General features: G+C 73.1%; 14 protein-coding genes. 7 read left to right on the top strand and 7 right to left on the bottom strand.

The genetic code is table 11. The features are described from left to right. Window positions 1–43: 43 nt before the first annotated feature. The 4 genes from MTF69_RS39480 to MTF69_RS39465 are packed head-to-tail and all read left to right on the top strand — an operon-like array spanning window position 44 to window position 4,721. Entirely contained in the window at window positions 44–3,223 is a 3,180-nt protein-coding gene (locus tag MTF69_RS39480) for a nitrate- and nitrite sensing domain-containing protein (protein ID WP_243341591.1), read from the top strand. Beyond that, window positions 3,220–3,657, top strand: coding sequence for a roadblock/LC7 domain-containing protein (locus MTF69_RS39475; RefSeq protein WP_243341589.1), 438 nt, complete (start codon window positions 3,220–3,222; stop codon window positions 3,655–3,657). The genes MTF69_RS39480 and MTF69_RS39475 overlap by 4 nt, the downstream gene beginning before the upstream one ends. Before the next feature lie 10 nt (window positions 3,658–3,667). Further along, window positions 3,668–4,102, top strand: a complete 435-nt coding sequence (locus MTF69_RS39470; RefSeq protein WP_243341587.1) for a DUF742 domain-containing protein — start codon at window positions 3,668–3,670, stop codon at window positions 4,100–4,102. Next, window positions 4,083–4,721: an ATP/GTP-binding protein gene (locus tag MTF69_RS39465; RefSeq protein WP_243341586.1), complete on the top strand. Its 639-nt coding sequence runs from the start codon at window positions 4,083–4,085 to the stop codon at window positions 4,719–4,721. The genes MTF69_RS39470 and MTF69_RS39465 overlap by 20 nt, the downstream gene beginning before the upstream one ends. Window positions 4,722–4,940: 219 nt before the next feature. On the opposite strand, the gene MTF69_RS39460 is transcribed toward MTF69_RS39465, so the two are convergent. Genes MTF69_RS39460 through MTF69_RS39445 form a run of 4 tightly spaced genes read right to left on the bottom strand, consistent with a single transcriptional unit; the run spans window position 4,941 to window position 7,902 of the window. After that, window positions 4,941–6,140: a lipid-transfer protein gene (locus MTF69_RS39460; RefSeq protein WP_243341584.1), complete on the bottom strand. Its 1,200-nt coding sequence runs from the start codon at window positions 6,138–6,140 to the stop codon at window positions 4,941–4,943. Next, window positions 6,137–6,598, bottom strand: coding sequence for a Zn-ribbon domain-containing OB-fold protein (locus tag MTF69_RS39455; RefSeq protein ID WP_243341583.1), 462 nt, complete (start codon window positions 6,596–6,598; stop codon window positions 6,137–6,139). The genes MTF69_RS39460 and MTF69_RS39455 overlap by 4 nt, the downstream gene beginning before the upstream one ends. A gap of 43 nt (window positions 6,599–6,641) precedes the next feature. After that, window positions 6,642–7,022: a DUF962 domain-containing protein gene (locus tag MTF69_RS39450; RefSeq protein ID WP_243341581.1), complete on the bottom strand. Its 381-nt coding sequence runs from the start codon at window positions 7,020–7,022 to the stop codon at window positions 6,642–6,644. Window positions 7,023–7,035: 13 nt separating this feature from the next. Continuing rightward, the gene (locus MTF69_RS39445; RefSeq protein WP_243341579.1) at window positions 7,036–7,902 is read right to left on the bottom strand and encodes a M15 family metallopeptidase; all 867 of its coding nucleotides are present in this window, start codon (window positions 7,900–7,902) and stop codon (window positions 7,036–7,038) included. A gap of 29 nt (window positions 7,903–7,931) precedes the next feature. Here MTF69_RS39445 and MTF69_RS39440 point away from each other — a divergent pair, with 29 nt between their 5' ends. Further along, window positions 7,932–8,441, top strand: coding sequence for an NUDIX domain-containing protein (locus MTF69_RS39440; protein ID WP_243341578.1), 510 nt, complete (start codon window positions 7,932–7,934; stop codon window positions 8,439–8,441). Window positions 8,442–8,590: 149 nt separating this feature from the next. Here MTF69_RS39440 and MTF69_RS39435 read toward each other — a convergent pair whose 3' ends face one another. Beyond that, a complete protein-coding gene (locus tag MTF69_RS39435) occupies window positions 8,591–11,197 on the bottom strand; it encodes a glycoside hydrolase family 31 protein (protein ID WP_243341577.1) in 2,607 nt (868 codons plus the stop codon). A 248-nt stretch (window positions 11,198–11,445) separates the two neighbouring features. Here MTF69_RS39435 and MTF69_RS39430 point away from each other — a divergent pair, with 248 nt between their 5' ends. Then, on the top strand, window positions 11,446–13,425 hold the full coding sequence (locus MTF69_RS39430; RefSeq protein WP_243341576.1) for an acetoacetate--CoA ligase: 1,980 nt from the start codon (window positions 11,446–11,448) through the stop codon (window positions 13,423–13,425). 70 nt (window positions 13,426–13,495) lie between these two features. Further along, a complete protein-coding gene (locus tag MTF69_RS39425; protein WP_243341575.1) occupies window positions 13,496–14,413 on the top strand; it encodes a hypothetical protein in 918 nt (305 codons plus the stop codon). Between the two features lie 100 nt (window positions 14,414–14,513). Here MTF69_RS39425 and ptsP read toward each other — a convergent pair whose 3' ends face one another. After that, window positions 14,514–16,184, bottom strand: coding sequence for a phosphoenolpyruvate--protein phosphotransferase (ptsP, locus tag MTF69_RS39420; RefSeq protein WP_243341574.1), 1,671 nt, complete (start codon window positions 16,182–16,184; stop codon window positions 14,514–14,516). A gap of 71 nt (window positions 16,185–16,255) precedes the next feature. Next, on the bottom strand, window positions 16,256–16,705 hold the full coding sequence (locus MTF69_RS39415) for a PTS glucose transporter subunit IIA (RefSeq protein ID WP_243341573.1): 450 nt from the start codon (window positions 16,703–16,705) through the stop codon (window positions 16,256–16,258). Between the last annotated feature and the right edge of the window lie 529 nt (window positions 16,706–17,234).

Below are 17,234 nucleotides of genomic sequence, written 5' to 3'. Positions count from 1 at the left end.
AACCCCCGGTAACGGGGTTGAGCTGGGGGAGGCTGGGGAGGCCATGCGCTTTCGCGGGAAGTCCATCCGCCGGAAGATCGTGGCGTTGCTCCTTGTGCCGCTCGTCTCCCTGACCGCCCTCTGGGGCTTCGCAACGGTGATCACCGGCCGGCAGGCCGTCCAACTGCTCGGTGTCGCCTACGTCATCGACAAGGTCGGCTATCCCGTGGAGGACGTCGTCCGCGTCATCCAGAAGGAGCGCCGCCAGACCCTCGTGGTCATCGGCGACCCGCGCGCCGCCACCGCCAACACCGAGCTGCTCAAGAGCCGTGCGGCCACCGACGAGGCGGTCGAGAGGATCTCCGCCGACGCCAAGGACCCCGAGGTCGCCGACGAACTCGACCCGGACTCCTCCCGGCACCTGAGCTCCATCCTCGAAGCCTTCCGCAGCATCGGAGCGCTGCGCGGCGCCGTGGACGGGGGCTCCCTCGACACCAACCAGGCGCTGGAGCTCTACAACCGGCTCGTGGACCCCTGCTACGAGTTCCTCATGAACCTCCACGCGCTCGAGGACGTGGAGATGGACAAGCAGGGCCGCGCCCTCGTCGGCATCACCCGCGCCCGCGAGACGCTCTCGCGCGAGGACGCCCTCGTCGCGGGGGCCCTGGCCGCCCGCAACGTCAGCCAGGCGGACATCCGGCACGTCTCCGACTACGTGGCCAACCGCAAGCTGCTCTACGAGTTCAACCTCGCGATCCTCCCGGCCGCCGACCGGGAGCAGTTCGAGCAGTACTGGAACAACCCGGAGAGCCGCTCCCTGCGCGAGGCAGAGGAACGATTCCTCGTCCAGGGTCCGACCCACAGCCCGCGCAACGTGACCGCCGCCGCGTGGGACGCGGCCGCCGGCAAGGTGCTCGAAGACCTCGCCGTCATGGGCACCGGCGCGGGCGACCGCTACCAGAAGCGCGTCGAACCCGTCGCCATGGACGTCCTGGTCCAGGCCGCCCTCGCCGGGGTGCTCGGGTTCATCGCCCTCATCGTCTCCCTCGTCCTGTCGATGCGCATCGGCCGCGACCTGATCCGCGACCTGTCCCGGCTCCGCAAGGAGGCCCACGAGGTCTCCGGCATCCGCCTCCCCGGCGTGATGCGCCGCCTCGCCGCGGGCGAGCACGTGGACGTGGAGACCGAGGCCCCCCGCCTGGAGTACGAGAAGGACGAGGTCGGCCAGGTCGGCCAGGCCCTCAACTCCCTCCAGCGCGCGGCCATCGAGGCCGCGGTCAAGCAGTCCGAGCTCCGCCGCGGTGTGTCCGAGGTGTTCGTCAACCTGGCCCGCCGCAACCAGGTGCTGCTGCACCGCCAGCTCACCCTGCTCGACACCATGGAGCGGCGCACCGAGGACACCGAGGAGCTCGCCGACCTCTTCCGCCTCGACCACATGACCACCCGCATGCGCCGCCACGCCGAGGGCCTGGTGATCCTCTCCGGCGCGGCACCCTCCCGCCAGTGGCGCAAGCCCATCCAGCTGATGGACGTCGTACGGGCGGCCGTCGCCGAGGTGGAGGACTACGAGCGCATCGAGGTACGCCGGCTGCCGCGCCTGGGCATCGCCGGCCCGGCGGTGGCCGACGTCACCCACCTCATCGCCGAACTCCTGGAGAACGCCACCGTCTTCTCCCCGCCGCACACGGCGGTCCAGGTCCTCGGCGAGCGCGTGGCCAACGGTTTCACCCTGGAGATCCACGACCGCGGCCTCGGCATGACCCCCGAGGCGCTCTTCGACGCGAACCTCCGGCTCAGCGAGACCTCCGACTTCGAACTCTCCGACACCGATCGGCTCGGCCTGTTCGTCGTCAGCCGGCTCGCGCACCGGCGCGAGGTCAAGGTCCGCCTCCAGATCAGCCCCTACGGAGGCACCACCGCGGTGGTGTTCCTCCCGGCGGCCCTGCTGACGGAGGCTCCCGAGACCAACGGCACCGGCATCCGGCTGGACGGCGGCAAGGCGCTCGGCGCGCCGGTCGGCGCCACCCGCCACAGGGCCGTCGCCGAGAGCAACGCCGCCGGCCGCCGGCTCCCGGCCGGCGCCGAACTGCGCGGCCCCGTCGAGCTGGAGGCCCCGATCGGCATGCTGGGGCTGGACGAGCCCGTCACGGCCCCCGAGGACGCCCCCACCGGCATCGCGGGATCCGTCGGAGCCACCGGGCTCACCGGGCTCAAGGGGGTCTCCGGAGCCAAGGGCCGGCCCGCCATGGCCACCCTCGACGACGAGACCCCGCCGAACGGCATCTCGCGCAACTCCCTGCTCGGCCTGCGCCCGGGCGCCCGCCCGCACACGGACCGGCACGCCGAGCGAGGCGCCCCCCGCAAGGGCGACCGCAGCGCGGACCGCATGGGCGAGCGGGGCGCGGACGGCTCCGGCGACCGCACGGGCCTCTGGAAGGGCGACCGGTCCACCGACGCCCCCGCCGAGCGGGGCGGCGCCCGGCTCACCGACCGCGACGCGGGCCGGGACGGCCTCCGCGACCGCGAGCGCGACCGGAGCCACGACCGGGACCGCAGCCGGGACCGCAGCCATGACCGCCGCGACCGCGAGCGGGAGCCCCTGCCGCCCACCGGCCCGGTCCGCCTGGAGCCGGCGCGCGCGGATTCCGCCCGCCCCGACGGCGCCCGCTCGCCCGGTGCCGTACCGCTCCCGCGCCGCCGCCCCACGCCCACCCTGGTGGCCGAGCACGGCCGGCGCGTGGAGCCCCGTCCCGTCTCGGCGGTCCCGGACCCCGTGCAGGAGGGGCCGGTCCCGAACGGCCCGGCGCACCCCGCGGCGGCGCCCTCCGGGGCGGCCCTGCCCCGCCGGATCCGCCAGGCCAGCCTCGCGCCCCAGCTCAAGGACGCCCCGGCACCGGCACCCGCCGAAGCCGCCACCGACCCGGGGGCCGACCGCGACGCCGAGGACGTACGCCGGCGCATGTCCTCGCTCCAGCGCGGCTGGACCGCGGGCCGCGACCACCACGCGCGGCAGCAGGCGGAGCAGGCCACGCAGTCACAGGAAGCACAGCAGGCACAGCAGGCACAGCAGGCACAGCAGGCAACGCAAGCCGGCCCCGCGGAGCGGCCGGCACGGACCGCGCCCGCCCGGCAGGCCGACCAGACGCAGCAAGTGCGGCGACACGCACCACACCAGTCCGTGACCGAGGCCGGCACCCCTGCCGCCACCGGTCCCGGAAGCGAGAACGAAGGGGACGGTCGATGACCGCACCGCAGTCCGGCAACGACACCAGGGGCCGCGGCTCCGGCCCGCTCAACTGGCTCCTCGACGAGCTCGTCGACCGGGTCGCCAGCATCCGCAAGGCCGTGGTCCTCTCCGGCGACGGCCTGCCCACCGGCAGCTCCAAGGACCTCACCCGGGAGGACAGCGAGCACCTGGCCGCCGTGGCCTCCGGCTTCCACAGCCTCGCCAAGGGGGTCGGCCGCCACTTCGACTCCGGCAGGGTCCGCCAGACCGTGGTCGAGCTGGACGAGGCGTTCCTCTTCGTCATGGCGGCCGGCGACGGGAGCTGCCTGGCGGTGCTCGCCGACGCCGACTCCGACGTCGGCCAGGTCGCGTACGAGATGACCCTCATGGTCAAGCGGGTCGGTGACCACCTGGCGACCGCCCCGCGCACCGGGCTGCCAGCCGGAGGGTGAGTCGGACGGCATGAGCGATCCAGGCCAGGACCACCCCGCCCACATCCCCGACGCCGCCCCCGACGCCTCTTGCGACCAGTGGTTCGACGACGACGCGGGTCCGGTGGTACGTCCGTACGCGATGACCCGCGGCCGGACCAGCCACGCCGGACAGCACCGCCTCGACCTGATCGCGCTGGTGGTCGCGGAAACCGCGGCCGACGACCCGGTCTGGGACACGACCCTGTCCCCGGAACACGCCGACATCCTCGGGCTCTGCCTGCTACGCCCGCAGTCCGTCGCGGAGCTCGCGGCCGAACTCGACCTCGCGGTCGGGGTCGTACGCGTCCTGATCGGCGACCTCGTCGACGACGAACTGGTGCACGTGACCCGGCCGGTCCCTCCGGCCGAACTGCCCGACGAATCCATTCTGCGTGAGGTGATCGATGGCCTTCGGGCGCTCTAGCCGCACCGGCGCCATGCATGCCGTGACGCCGGTCGAGCCGCTGACCCTGAAAATCCTGGTCGCGGGCGGTTTCGGGGTGGGCAAGACCACCCTGGTCAGTGCGGTGAGCGAGATCAGACCGCTCCGGACGGAGGAACGCCTCTCCGAGCCGGGCCGCGGCATCGACGACACCGGGGGAGTGGAGGGCAAGGACACCACCACGGTGGCCATGGACTTCGGCCGCATCACCCTGCGCGAGGACCTGGTGCTGTACCTGTTCGGCACGCCCGGACAGAACCGCTTCTGGTTCCTGTGGGACGAGCTGGCCCAGGGCTCGCTCGGCGCCGTCGTCCTCGCGGACACCCGACGGCTCTCCGACTGCTTCGCCGCCATCGACTACTTCGAACGGCGCGACATCCCCTTCCTCGTCGCCGTGAACTGCTTCGACGGAGCCGACCAGTACCCCGTGGTGGCCGTACGGGAAGCCCTGGACCTCACTCCCGAGGTACCGGTGCTGCTGTGCGACGCACGGGACCGGGAGTCCGTGAAGGACGTCCTGGTGGGAGTCGTGGAGCACGCGATGACACTGGCCCGGGCCCGCCGCCGGAGCCTGACGACGGGGGACCGCGGCCCGGCCTGATCCCGAAGGGCACGCGCCGGCCCGGACCGCGACATGGAGGCGGCCCGTACCCCCGCCGACTGGGGTACGGGCCGCAGCTCTCATGGGGGGATCCGGTGTCCCGGTCGCGGCGCGGGACCGTGGAGAGAGTGTGAACCCGCCACCGGGGGCCGTCAAGCATTCGGACAGCAGCCGCTGTTCAGCGGCCAACCAGGGCGCTGAGCTGTCCTGGCGAGACCGCTAGCGCACGGCGACGACCGCCGAACCGTGCCCGAACAGCCCCTGGTTGGCGGTGATTCCGGCCCGCGCTCCCACCACCTGCCGCTCCCCTGCCGTGCCCCGGAGCTGCCAGGTCAGCTCGCACACCTGGGCGATGGCCTGCGCCGGCACGGCCTCCCCGAACGACGCCAGCCCGCCACTGGTGTTGACGGGGATCCGCCCGCCGAGCGCGGTCGCACCCTCCCGCACGAGCTTGGCCCCTTCGCCCTCCCCGCACAGGCCGATGTCCTCGTACCACTCCAGCTCCAGCGCGGTGGACAGGTCGTAGACCTCGGCGAGCGAGAGGTCGTCCGGCCCGAGCCCCGCCTCCTCGTACGCGGCCCGCGCGATCGAGGCCCGGAAGGAGCCCGGCGCCGGTACGGCCGCGGTGGTCGAATCGGTGGCGATGTCCGGCAGGTCCAGGACGGTACGGGGATACGTGGGCGTCACCGTGGACACGGCCCGGATCCGCACCGGGTCCAGGACGCCCCGCGAGCGCGCGAAGTCCATGCTGCTCAGCACGAGCGCCGCGCCCCCGTCGGAGGTGGCGCAGATGTCGAGCAGCCGCAGCGGATCGGCGACGATCGCCGACGCGGCCACCTGCTCGGCCGTCACGGCCTTGCGGTAGCGGGCGTTCGGGTTCAGCAGCCCGGCCGCCGCGTTCTTCACCTTGACCTGCGCGAAGTCCTCACCGGTGTCCCCGTAGAGGGCCATGCGGCGCCGGGCGTACAGCGCGAAGTACGCCGGGTTCGTGGCCCCCAGGACCCGGAAGCGCAGCCAGTCCGGGTCGTCCGGCCGGTCCCCGCCCGCAGGCGCGAAGAACCCCTTCGGGGCGGCGTCCGCCCCGACCACCAGCACCACGTCGGCGAGCCCGGCCAGGATCTGCGCCCGGGCCGCGCCGATGGCCTGGGCGCCGGACGCGCAGGCCGCGTACACGCTGGTCACGCGTGCGCCCTGCCAGCCCAGCGCCTGCGCGAAGGTGGCTCCGGCCACGTAGCCGGGGTAGCCCGACCGCACGGTGTCGGCCCCCACGATGGACTGCACGTCGGTCCAGTCCAGCCCGGCATCGGCGAGCGCGGCCCGCGCGGCGGCCCGCCCGTACTCGACGAAGCTGCGGCCCCACTTGCCCCACGGATGCATCCCGGCCCCGAGCACGGCGATGTCGGCGACGGAGGCGCTCATCCGGCCACCACCCCCACGGGCCGGAACCGCCACGTGGTCCAGGCGGCGCCGTCGGCCTCCTCGTTCAGCACGCCGCCGACCACCTCGACCTCCATCCCGACCGCCAGATCGCCGACGCCCACCCCGGGCACCGTCTGCCCGAGCACGACCATCCCCTCGGCCTCCAGCTCCACGGCGACCAGGGTGTACGGGGTCCAGGGCGCGTCCGGGTCGGACACGTACGGCGCGGGCGGCCGGTACCGCCCGTCCGTGTAGGACCAGACCCGGCCGCGCGGGGAGAGCGGGGTCTCGGCGAGCTCGCCGCCGCCCGGGCAGCGCGGATTGCGGCAGTACGCGTCCTCGCGCGGGAAGAACACGGCGGCGCAGGCGGAGCACCTGGTGCCGAGCAGGCGGAACCCGCCGTCCGCATCGTCCCCGGTGAACCACCCGCTGACCACGGGTGTGCGTGTGCGTTCCAAGACCCCTCCCGAGACCGACATCTGACGAAGCGTCAGAAGTCTGTCAGGGAACGAGCGGGAGCGCACCCCCGGGAACGCACTCCTCGCACGGGTTCTCGGCGAGCCACTTCCGCGCGATCTCGCCGAGCTCGGCGTCCCGCCCGGCCAGCATCATCCGGATCATCTGCGCGTCCCCGCGCAGCGACCAACCCGGATTGCCGAAGCTGGCGGGGTTGTTCCGCTCGATCAGGAAATGCGCCGGCCACGCAGTCCCGTAGCCGATCAGGGGGAGCGCGGCGAGATAGCGCTTCCGGCCGCGCGCCAGCCCGTACACGGTGAGAGCGAGGCCGGAAAGGGTGCCGGTGAGATGGATCCAGCGGGTGGCGGCGCGGGAGTGCATGGCGACGTAGTAGGGCCAGAACTCCTCGTACGAACTGAATGTCATGCGGGCACGGTACTCAGCGGTGAACGGAGGCGACAGAGACGGGAAAATCGAAATACGCGTCCGGGAAAGCCTCCGGTGCGTAGGTGAAATGCCACCACTCCTGGGGCAGGTTCACGAACCCCTGCGCGCCGAGCAGCCGCCCCAGCAGCTTCCGGTGCTCGCGGGCCGCACCCGTCACCCGCGGGCTGTCGGTGTGCGCGAGCGGATCGAAGAAGTCGAAGGGCGTCCCCATGTCGAGCGGACCCCGGCCCACCTGCGTCAAGGTCACGTCGACGGTACTGCCACGGCTGTGCCCGGACCTCTCGGCGATGTACCCCTCCGGGATCAGCCGTTCCTTGGCCACCTCCGGATAGAACTCCGCCTTGGTCCGCTGATCCGCTCCGTCCCGGGCCCACCGCACGAACCGGTCGACGGCCCGCTGCGGCCGGTAGCAGTCGTAGACCAGCAGCGAGTACCCACCCCGCAACGCCTCCCGCTGCGCCCGCCGCAGCGCCTCGGCGGCGGGCCGGGCGAGCAGACAGACGGGCTCGTCATACCCGTCCACGACCGCCCCGGTGAAATTCCGCGACGTGGCGTACCGCATCTCCTGCCCGATCGTCGCATCCACCTCACCCACCACGGCGAACCCCCCACCCGCCGCATCCCGCCCCGCGGAAACGACCCGGGGCGGAACTGCCACTCCGGGCGCGGCCCCCGCTCCGGGACCGACCCCCGCCTCGGGCGCGTCCACGGCCCCGAGCGGGATCGCCGCTCCGGGGGTTGCCCCTGTGCCGGGTGTGGCCGCTCCAGGCGCCACCGCTCCGGGCGCGGCCACCGCCCCCGGCGTGATCACCGCCGCCAGTACTCCCAGCGCGCCCACCCATCCCGCAACGACCGCCATCCGCATACCCCTTGGCATACCATCGCCGCATGCCGGCGCACCTGAAGGACTCGCACTGCTCCACCTGTGGAGCCCTGTTCGATACGGCCGACTGGCCCCGTACCTGCCCCTCGTGCGGAGCGGTCGCCTACCGCAACCCCCTCCCGGTCGCCGTCGCCCTGCTCCCCGTCGAGGACGACCGCGGCACCGGCCTCGTGGTCATCACCCGCACCATCGAGCCCGCTCGCGGCGGCATCGCCCTGCCCGGCGGTTTCATGGACTTCGGCGAGGACTGGCGCGATTCGGTCGTCCGCGAACTCCGCGAGGAGACCGGCATCCACGCCCCGGCCTCCGAGGTCGCCCTCGCCGACACCCTCAGCTCCCCGGCCGGCCACCTGCTCGTCTTCGGCCTGCTGCCCGTCCGTCCCGCCGCCTCCCTCCCGCCGTCGGCCCCGACGGACGAAACCACCGGCTGGCACGTCCTGCGCCGCCCGGAGCAACTGGCGTTCCCGCTCCACACGAAGGCCGCCGACGCGTGGTTCGAAGGCCGCTACACCTGAGCACGCGCACGGCATAGCCCGGTCCGGGCTCCTGCCGACCCTGGCTCGCCCGGCCCCCGGCCCCCGGGCCCCAGCCACAACTCCCCCTCGGCCCCCGTCGGCGGCCACCGACTGCCCCGACGCCACGCCGCTGCACCCGCAGGGCCACCTCAAAGCCCCCGCAGCACCACCCCCTCCACCCGCTCCCCGGCCTCGTCCTCCACCACCACCGCGTCCCCGTCCCACCGCACCACGTACCGTTCGACCTCGCCCTCCTCGAAGCCCGGCCCCGGGTCCCGGATCACCAGCCCGCCGCCTGTGCGGCCCCGCGCCGGGGCCCACGCCTCCAGGCCCACCGACCCGTCGGCCACCCGCACCGGCAGCAGCGAGCCGGCCCGTGCCAGCACCGGGATCCGGTCCGCCGGGGCGTCCAGCAGTATCTGGCCCGGCCCCTCGTACGCCCGCCCCGTCGCAGTGTCGTACCACCGCCCACGCGGCAACCGCACCGCCCGCCGGTCCGACCCGCACTCCAGCACCGGGGCCACCAGCAGGGCGTCACCCAGCAGGAACGCGTCCTCGCAGTCCCGCAGCGCCCGGTCCTCCGGCGCCCCCCACCACAGCGGCCGCACGTACGGGGCCCCGGTCCGCCGCGCCAGATGGGCCAGCGTCACGAAGTACGGCCGCAGCCGCTCCCGTTCCGCCAGCACGGCGCGCGCGGTCCGGGTGGTCTCCTCCCCGAACTCCCACGGCTCCCGCCGCCCCGCCCAGATCGCCGAATGCGTCCGGAACAGCGGCAGGTAGGAGCCCAGTTGCAGCCACCGCAGGTACAACTCCGGCGAGGGCGAACCCCAGAAGCCGCCGACGTCCGGCCCTGAGTACGGCACCCCGCACAGCCCGAGGCCCAGGACCAGCGCCAGCGAGGCCCGCAGCCCGTCCCAACTGCTCTCCACGTCACCCGACCACGTGCCCCCGTACCGCTGCATCCCCGCCCACCCCGACCGGGAGAAGAGGAACGGGCGCTCGGCCGGGCGCAGCCGTACGAGCCCCTCCCAGCCCGCGCGCGCCATCGCGAGGGCGTACACGTTGTGCGCCTCCCGATGGTCCCCGCCGGCCCCGTCCAGCACGTGCCGCGCAGAACGGGGGAGCGTCCGGTCCCCGAACGGGGCGAAGGAGACCGGCTCGTTCATGTCGTGCCAGACCCCGGCGAAGCCCTGCGCGAGCCGTTCCCCGTACAGCCCGCCCCACCACCGCCGCACCGCCGGATCGGTGAAGTCCGGGTACGCGCACTCGCCCGGCCACACCTCGCCCCGGACCTCCCGCCCCGCCGCGTCCCGTACGAAGGCCCCGTGCGCGCCGACCGCGAGCCCCGAGTCGTGCACCGGGTCGCCGGCCTTCACCGCCGGGTCGACGATGGAGACCAGCCGGACACCGGAATTCCCCAACTCCCGTGCCAACCCCGGCAGATCGGGGAACCGCTCGCGGTCCACGGTGAAGACCCGGTGGCCGTCGTAGTGGTCGATGTCCAGATGGAGGGCCGACAGCGGCAGCCCGTGCTCGGCGTACCCCGCCACGATCCGCCTCACCTCCGCCGCGCTCCCGAACCCCCACCGCGCGTGCTGGTACCCGAGCGCCCACTCCGGCGGCACGGCCGCCCCGCCCGTCAGCCCGGACCAGCCCTGCAACACCCGCCCGGGCGGCCCCACCAGCACCCAGCACCTCAAGGGGCCGCCCTCCATGCGCAGTTCGCAGGAGCCGGGCCTGTCCGCCCCCGAGCCGGCGCCCTCCTCGCCCTCCCGCAACACCACCCGCCCGTCCCAGGAGTTGTCGTGGAAGACCAGGTGCGTGCCCGCGTCCGCGACCACCAGCTGCACCGGCATCGTGATGTACAAGGGTTCCTCGCCGGAACCGGACCCGAACCCACCCTTGGGATCGGTGTTCCACAGCCGGTAGCTCCCGTTCCGCAACCGCGGCCCCACCGCCCGCCCGCCCAGCCCGAACACCCGGGCGTCAGCCGCCACCTCGCTACGCAACAACCACCGCCCGCCCCCGCCGCCCCCGCGGCCCCTACCGCGGGCTTCCCCCGCTCCCGCGGCGCCGACCTGCCCGCTCGCTCCGCCCCCGCGGCCTGTACCGCCCCCGCCGCCCCCACGGCCCGTCCCGCCGGCTTCGCCCGCGCCACCGGCCCAACTGCCCGTTCCCGCGGCCCGGTCCGTACCGCCGCCTCCGTCGGCACAGCCTCCGTCGGCACCGGCCCCGCCGTCCGATCCGCCCCCGCTCCCCGGCCCGGCCGCATCACCCCCGGACCCGGCGGAGCCCACCGGCTCCCACCACCGCGGCGGCAGATCCCGCCGCAGCACCGTCCCGCCGGGGGTGCGGACCTCCACCGCCCCGTGCCGGGACACCGCCACCGTCACGCGCTCGGACACCACCCGCCAGCCCCCGTCGGTGTCCGGCTCCAGCACAGCGCGCGGATCGGGCTCCGGCCCGCTGCCGACCACCGCGTACGAGGGCGTCGGCGCGGCGCCGTCCCAGCCCCAGAACACCGCCCCGCCCACGGTGACCCGGACCAGCAGCTCCGAACGGGTGAACCGGAGCACCCCACCACCCGGCCGGGGCTCCGTACCGGTCAGCAGACCCGGCACCCGAGCCCGCTCCGCGCCCCGGGGTGCGAGCCCCGCCGCGTCCACGCGCCGGTTGCGCCAGGCCGAGCGCCAGGCGCGCCGCCCCCGCTCGCCGCCGAGGTCCTTCACCGCACGCACCAGCCCACGACCGTCCATGGCGCCCACCCTGCCACCGCTACCTGGCCCAGAAGGCGCCGTTCAACTGCCGTTCACCCGCAAAAGGATCACAGCCGACCGCCGATGACGGCTCTGGTGCGGATGTCGATCACATGGCATCGTCCCTGTGAGCCCCCGTGCGCACACCCCGCGCGCGATGGCACCGTACGAACACAGACGCCACACCACACCGCACACCACGACACGCCCACGAAGCGCGAACCGCAGACGTGACCGGGAGCCGACGCATGACCGCAGCAGCCACCCCCTCCGAGCCCCTCTGGTCCCCGGGCCCCGACCGGATCGCCGCGGCCCGGGTCACCGCCTTCCAGGCCTGGGCCGCCGAACACCACGGCGCCCCCGCTGACGGCGGCTACCCGGCCCTGCACAGCTGGTCCGTCGACGCACTGGACACCTTCTGGCAGGCCGTCGCCGAGTGGTTCGGCGTACGCTTCACCACCCCGTACGAGGCCGTCCTCGCGGACCGCTCCATGCCGGGCGCGGCCTGGTTCCAGGGCGCCACCCTCAACTACGCCGAGCACGCCCTGCGCGCCGCCGAGGACCCGGCCCGCGCCGCCGAGGCGGCCCTGCTCCACGTGGACGAGACCCACCAGCCCACCCCCGTCACCTGGGCCGAGCTCCGCCGCCAGGTCGGCGCGCTCGCCGCCGAACTGCGCGCCCTGGGCGTGCGCCCCGGCGACCGGGTCAGCGGCTACCTCCCCAACATCCCCGAGGCCGTCACCGCACTCCTCGCCACCGCCGCCGTCGGCGCCGTCTGGACCTCCTGCGCCCCCGATTTCGGAGCCCGCAGCGTCCTGGACCGCTTCCAGCAGGTGGAGCCGGTGGTCCTCTTCACCGTCGACGGCTACCGCTACGGCGGCAAGGAACACGACCGCCGCGACACCGTCGCCGAACTGCGCGCCGAGCTCCCCTCGCTGCGCGCCGTGGTCCACATCCCGCTCCTCGGTACGCCGGCCCCCGCGGGCGCCCTCGACTGGTCGGCCCTCACCTCGGGCGAGACGGAGCCGGTCTTCGAACCGGTCCCCTTCGACCACCCGCTCTGGGTCCTCTACTCCTCCGGCACCACCGGCCTGCCCAAGGCCATCGTCCAGTCGCAGGGCGGCATCCTCCTCGAACACCTCAAGCAGCTCGGCCTGCACTGCGACCTGGGCCCCGGGGACCGCTTCTTCTGGTACACCTCCACCGGCTGGATGATGTGGAACTTCCTCGTCTCCGGCCTCCTCACCGGAACCACCGTCGTGCTCTACGACGGCAGCCCGGGATTCCCCGACACCGGTGCCCAATGGCGCATCGCGGAGCGGACCAAGGCCACCCTCTACGGGACCTCCGCCGCCTACGTGATGGCCTGCCGCAAGGCGGAAGTCCACCCCTCCCGCGACTTCGACCTCTCCTCGGTCAAGTGCGTGGCCACCACCGGGTCCCCACTGCCGCCCGACGGCTTCCGCTGGCTCCACGACGAGGTGGCCGAGGACCTCTGGATCGCCTCCGTCAGCGGCGGCACCGACGTCTGCAGCTGCTTCGCCGGCGCCGTCCCCACCCTCCCGGTCCACATCGGCGAGCTCCAGGCCGCCTGCCTGGGCACGGACCTCCAGGCCTGGGACCCCTCCGGCAAGCCCGTCACCGGCGAGGTCGGCGAGCTCGTCGTCACCAACCCCATGCCGTCCATGCCGATCCGTTTCTGGAACGACCCCGACGGCAGCCGCTACCGCGACAGCTACTTCGAGATGTTCCCCGGCGTCTGGCGCCACGGAGACTGGATCACGATCACCGACCACGGGTCGGTCGTCATCCACGGCCGCTCCGACTCCACCCTGAACCGCCAGGGCGTCCGGATGGGCTCCGCGGACATCTACGAGGCCGTCGAGCGACTGCCCGAGATCAAGGAATCGCTGGTCATCGGCTTGGAGGAACCGAACGGCGGGTACTGGATGCCGCTCTTCGTCCACCTCGCGCCCGGCGCCGTCCTCGACGACGCCCTCCGCTCCCGGATCAAGGCGACGATCCGCGAGGAGCTCTCCCCGCGCCACGTCCCCGACGAGATCATCGAGGTCCCGGGCATCCCGCACACCCTCACCGGCAAGCGCATCGAGGTTCCGGTCAAGCGCCTCCTCCAGGGCGCCCCCATGGCCAAGGCGGTCAACCCCGGCTCGGTCGACAACCTCGACCTCCTGCACTTCTACGAGGAGCTCGCCCGCACCCGCGGCTGACACGGACGGCCACTGTCAGTGGCGATGATTACTCTGAGTGAGCAAGTGATCGCGTCACTCAGGGGGAACCATGCCACGCTCGAACGACACCGGAACCGCCGCCACCACGGGCCGTCCGGCCCGCACCGGCAGGCGCCGCACCCTGCGCCGCGAAGTCCCCAGCACCGTCGGCCTCCTGGCCGACGCCGGGGACTTCGCGGCCATGCGCGGATACCGCAGCTTCGCCTTCGACGACCACCGCGACTACCTGGACCACGTGGACCGGCTGCTCCGCTCCCTCGCGGCCCAGGGCATCCACACGACCATCGCCCTCTTCGATCCCGTGGAGTACGCCGACTACTGCGCGGACCGCGGACTGGATCCGGACACCCCCGGAGCCCGCACCCGCTTCACCGCCGTACTGGGCGGCGCCACCGGCGGCCTCCCGTATGCCGGCCAGCCCATCGACGAACTGGTCCCGCTCCTCGTGGACGCGGCCGTCCGGCAGGCCACCTGGGAGTACGCGAGCTCGCTGCTGGCCGAAGTGGGCCGCTGCGCCGACTGCGGGGAGGACATCGGGACCGCCTCCCTGGAGCGCGCCACCGAGGCGCTCCGGCGCCTGGTCGCCCGGGCCGGCCCGGGCCACCACCACCTGGTGTGCAGCGTCCCGGCACAGGAAGAACAGCTCGTGGCGGTCCTGCACGCCGACACCGGCCCCGGTGACCGGCCCCGGGTGGACGGCCGCGACGGCCTGGACTTCGTGACGGTCCTCGCCGCGGGCCTGGCCCTCGGCGGGCCCGGGGGACTGGTCCTGCGCAGCACCACCGAGGGCGACCGGGACCGCGTCCACGGCTGGCGGCTGGACCGCGGCCGCCTGGTCCCCCTCTCGGCGGCGGCCGTGTTCAACGCCTACTGCACCGACGCCGACACCGGAGAGCCCGTGGGCCCCGAGCCCGGCGTCGAGTACTGCCCCGGCTACGAGGTGGACGAACCGGGCCCGCACCACTGAGCCGGGCGGTTCCCGCCACCCGGCAACGGCCGAGGGGCCCCCGCCACCGGCGAAGGCCCCTCGAACGTCGCCGACTCGCCGGCGCGGCGTCTGGCTCCGACTACTCGCCGGACAGCACGGCCTGGGCGGCCACGCGGGCCTCCTCGGCGCTGTCCGCGGCGCGCGCGGCGGCAGCCGCACGCTCGCACTGCGCGAGGGAGTACTTGGCCAGCGTCGCCCGCACGTAAGGAATCGAAGCGGCACCCATCGAAAGGGAGGTGACACCCAGACCCGTCAGCACACAGGCCAGCAGCGGGTCGGAGGCAGCCTCGCCACAGACGCCGCAGCTCTTGCCCTCGGCCTTGGCGGCCTCGGCCGACATGGCGATCAGGTCGAGCAGCGCGGGCTGCCACGGGTCCTGCAGCCGCGAAACGGCGCCGACCTGACGGTCGGCGGCGAAGGCGTACTGGGCCAGGTCATTGGTGCCCAGCGAGAGGAACTCGACCTCCTGGAGGATCGAGCGCGCCCGCAGCGCGGCGGAGGGGATCTCAACCATCGCACCGAACTTCGCCTTCAGACCGGCCTCGCGGCAGGCGTCCGCGAAGGCCTTGGCGTCGATGCGGTCGGCCACCATCGGGGCCATGACCTCGAGGTAGACCGGCAGCCCCTCGACGGCCTTGGCCAGCGCGGTGAGCTGCGTACGCAGCACGTCCGGGTGCTCGAGCAGCGAACGCAGACCACGGACACCCAGAGCCGGGTTCGGCTCGTCGGCCGGGGTCAGGAAGTCCAGCGGCTTGTCGGCGCCGGCATCCAGAACGCGTACGACGACACGGCCCTCGGGGAAGGCTTCGAGGACCTTGCGGTACGACTCGACCTGCTTCTCCTCGGTCGGCGCGTGCTTGCTGTCGTCCAGGAAGAGGAACTCGGTGCGGAACAGGCCCACACCCTCCGCCCCGGCATCGACGGCGGCCGGCACGTCCGCCGGGCCGCCGATGTTGGCCAGCAGCGGCACCTTGTGGCCGTCGGACGTGGCTCCCGGACCGGAAGACGCGGAGAGAGCGGCCTTGCGCTCGGCGGCCGCGGCCTCCAGCTCGGCCCGCTTCGCCGCACTCGGCTCCACGAACAGGTCGCCGGTGCTGCCGTCGACGGCGATGACCGTACCTTCGGCGATCTCACCGGCACCGGGCAGCGCGACGATGGCCGGCACGCCCAGCGCCCGCGCGAGGATCGCGCTGTGGCTGGTCGGGCCGCCTTCCTCGGTCACGAAACCGAGGACCAGCGCCGGGTCGAGCAGAGCGGTGTCGGCGGGAGCCAGGTCCCGCGCGATCAGCACGTACGGCTCGTCGCTGTCGGGCACACCCGGCATCGGCACGCCGAGCAGGCGCGCGACGATGCGGTTGCGCACGTCGTCCAGGTCGGCCACGCGGCCGGCCATGTACTCACCGGCACCGGCGAGCAGGTCACGGTAGGCGGCGAACGCGTCGTACACACCGCGCTCGGCGGTGCTGCCGACGGCGATGCGCCGGTCGACGTCCGCCATGAGCTCGGGGTCCGTGGCGATCATCGCCTGGGCCTCGAGCACGTGCTGGGCCTCGCCACCGGCCAGCTGGCCCCGGGCGATCAGGTCGGCCGATACAGCTTCCACGGCCTGACGGGCGCGCCCCTGTTCGCGCTCCGCCTCGTCCGCGGTGATCTGCCTCGCCGGCGGCTCGAGAACCGCCGTGCCCATGTGCCGAACCTCGCCGATCGCCACACCGTGGCTCACGCCGACGCCTCGCAGCGTTGTCTCCATTTCACCTGTCTCCGATTGAGCGGCGGGTCCACCCGCCGCGTTGGATGTGCCAGTGCGTCTAGAAGCGAAGGTCACTGCCAGCCGAAGAGGGCGTCTCCGGCCTTGACGTCTCCGGCCTCGACCACACCGGACAGGGAGTCGGCAGTCGCTTCCAGCGCCACCACGGGGCAGATGGGGGACTTGCCGGCGGCCTCGACCGCGGCGGGGTCCCAACGAATGACCTCCTGGCCGCGGGTCACGGTGTCGCCCTTGTTGACGAGAAGCTCGAAGCCCTCGCCGTTGAGCTGAACGGTGTCGATGCCCAGGTGCGTGAGTACACCGTGGCCTTCGCCGTCGACGACGACGTACGCGTGCGGGTGCAGGGAGACCACTACACCGTCTACGGGGGACACGGCCGCCGAAGGCTCGCGCACGGGATCAATGGCGGTGCCAGGTCCCACCATCGCGCCGGAGAACACCGGATCGGGCACTGCCGCGAGTCCGATCGCAGTCCCGGCAAGTGGGGACGTCACGCTGGTCATGGGGGCCTCCCAGGGGTGGGGCTTCGTCGTGTCGCCGTCGCTACCTGTCGCGAACGGCGTACTCTCCAGAAGGATAAGTCACAACATGTTCGGGTTCGCCCGATGTTGGTCCCGAACCGGACTGGTCCTTCGGCACGGAGACTAGTGGACTAGACCGGTGGACTAGACCATACGCCTGAATCGATTTGCTTGGGCCCTGGTGGACCTGTACTGTCGTGACTCCCGCCAGGAAGCCCCGCGTGAACATTTCGCGAACGGCCGATGGACGGGACTCCTCCACTCTCTTGTTCTGATCTTGATCTCGCCTCCTTTCCGCATGCCTATTCGGCAAAACGGAGAGTGGTCAGAGAGAAAGAAAAGGACTGGTAGAGTCGGACTCGCCGGAAAGGGAAAACGCGAAAGCGGATGACCTGGAAGGCGGAAAACAAGCGAGACGGACTCTGATAGAGTCTGAAACGCAAGAACAGAACGAAAGCCCGGAGGAAAGCCCCAGTAATTGTTACTGAGGGTGAGTACAAAGGAAGCGTCC

The sequence above is a fragment of the Streptomyces sp. AP-93 genome, assembly GCF_022808175.1.
GTDB lineage: Bacteria > Actinomycetota > Actinomycetes > Streptomycetales > Streptomycetaceae > Streptomyces.
This window is presented reverse-complemented; position numbering and strand designations above follow the sequence as displayed.

Bases quoted from the DNA above. Each gene is read 5' to 3' on its own strand.
- MTF69_RS39470 (WP_243341587.1), top strand. From the start codon at position 3,668: ATGAGCGATCCAGGCCAGGACCACCCCGCCCACATCCCCGACGCCGCC.
- ptsP (WP_243341574.1), bottom strand. From the start codon at position 16,184: ATGGAGACAACGCTGCGAGGCGTCGGCGTGAGCCACGGTGTGGCGATC.
- MTF69_RS39460 (WP_243341584.1), bottom strand. From the start codon at position 6,140: ATGAGCGCCTCCGTCGCCGACATCGCCGTGCTCGGGGCCGGGATGCAT.
- MTF69_RS39415 (WP_243341573.1), bottom strand. From the start codon at position 16,705: ATGACCAGCGTGACGTCCCCACTTGCCGGGACTGCGATCGGACTCGCG.
- MTF69_RS39475 (WP_243341589.1), top strand. From the start codon at position 3,220: ATGACCGCACCGCAGTCCGGCAACGACACCAGGGGCCGCGGCTCCGGC.
- MTF69_RS39450 (WP_243341581.1), bottom strand. From the start codon at position 7,022: ATGACATTCAGTTCGTACGAGGAGTTCTGGCCCTACTACGTCGCCATG.
- MTF69_RS39445 (WP_243341579.1), bottom strand. From the start codon at position 7,902: ATGGCGGTCGTTGCGGGATGGGTGGGCGCGCTGGGAGTACTGGCGGCG.
- MTF69_RS39435 (WP_243341577.1), bottom strand. From the start codon at position 11,197: ATGGACGGTCGTGGGCTGGTGCGTGCGGTGAAGGACCTCGGCGGCGAG.
- MTF69_RS39425 (WP_243341575.1), top strand. From the start codon at position 13,496: ATGCCACGCTCGAACGACACCGGAACCGCCGCCACCACGGGCCGTCCG.
- MTF69_RS39465 (WP_243341586.1), top strand. From the start codon at position 4,083: ATGGCCTTCGGGCGCTCTAGCCGCACCGGCGCCATGCATGCCGTGACG.
- MTF69_RS39440 (WP_243341578.1), top strand. From the start codon at position 7,932: ATGCCGGCGCACCTGAAGGACTCGCACTGCTCCACCTGTGGAGCCCTG.
- MTF69_RS39430 (WP_243341576.1), top strand. From the start codon at position 11,446: ATGACCGCAGCAGCCACCCCCTCCGAGCCCCTCTGGTCCCCGGGCCCC.
- MTF69_RS39480 (WP_243341591.1), top strand. From the start codon at position 44: ATGCGCTTTCGCGGGAAGTCCATCCGCCGGAAGATCGTGGCGTTGCTC.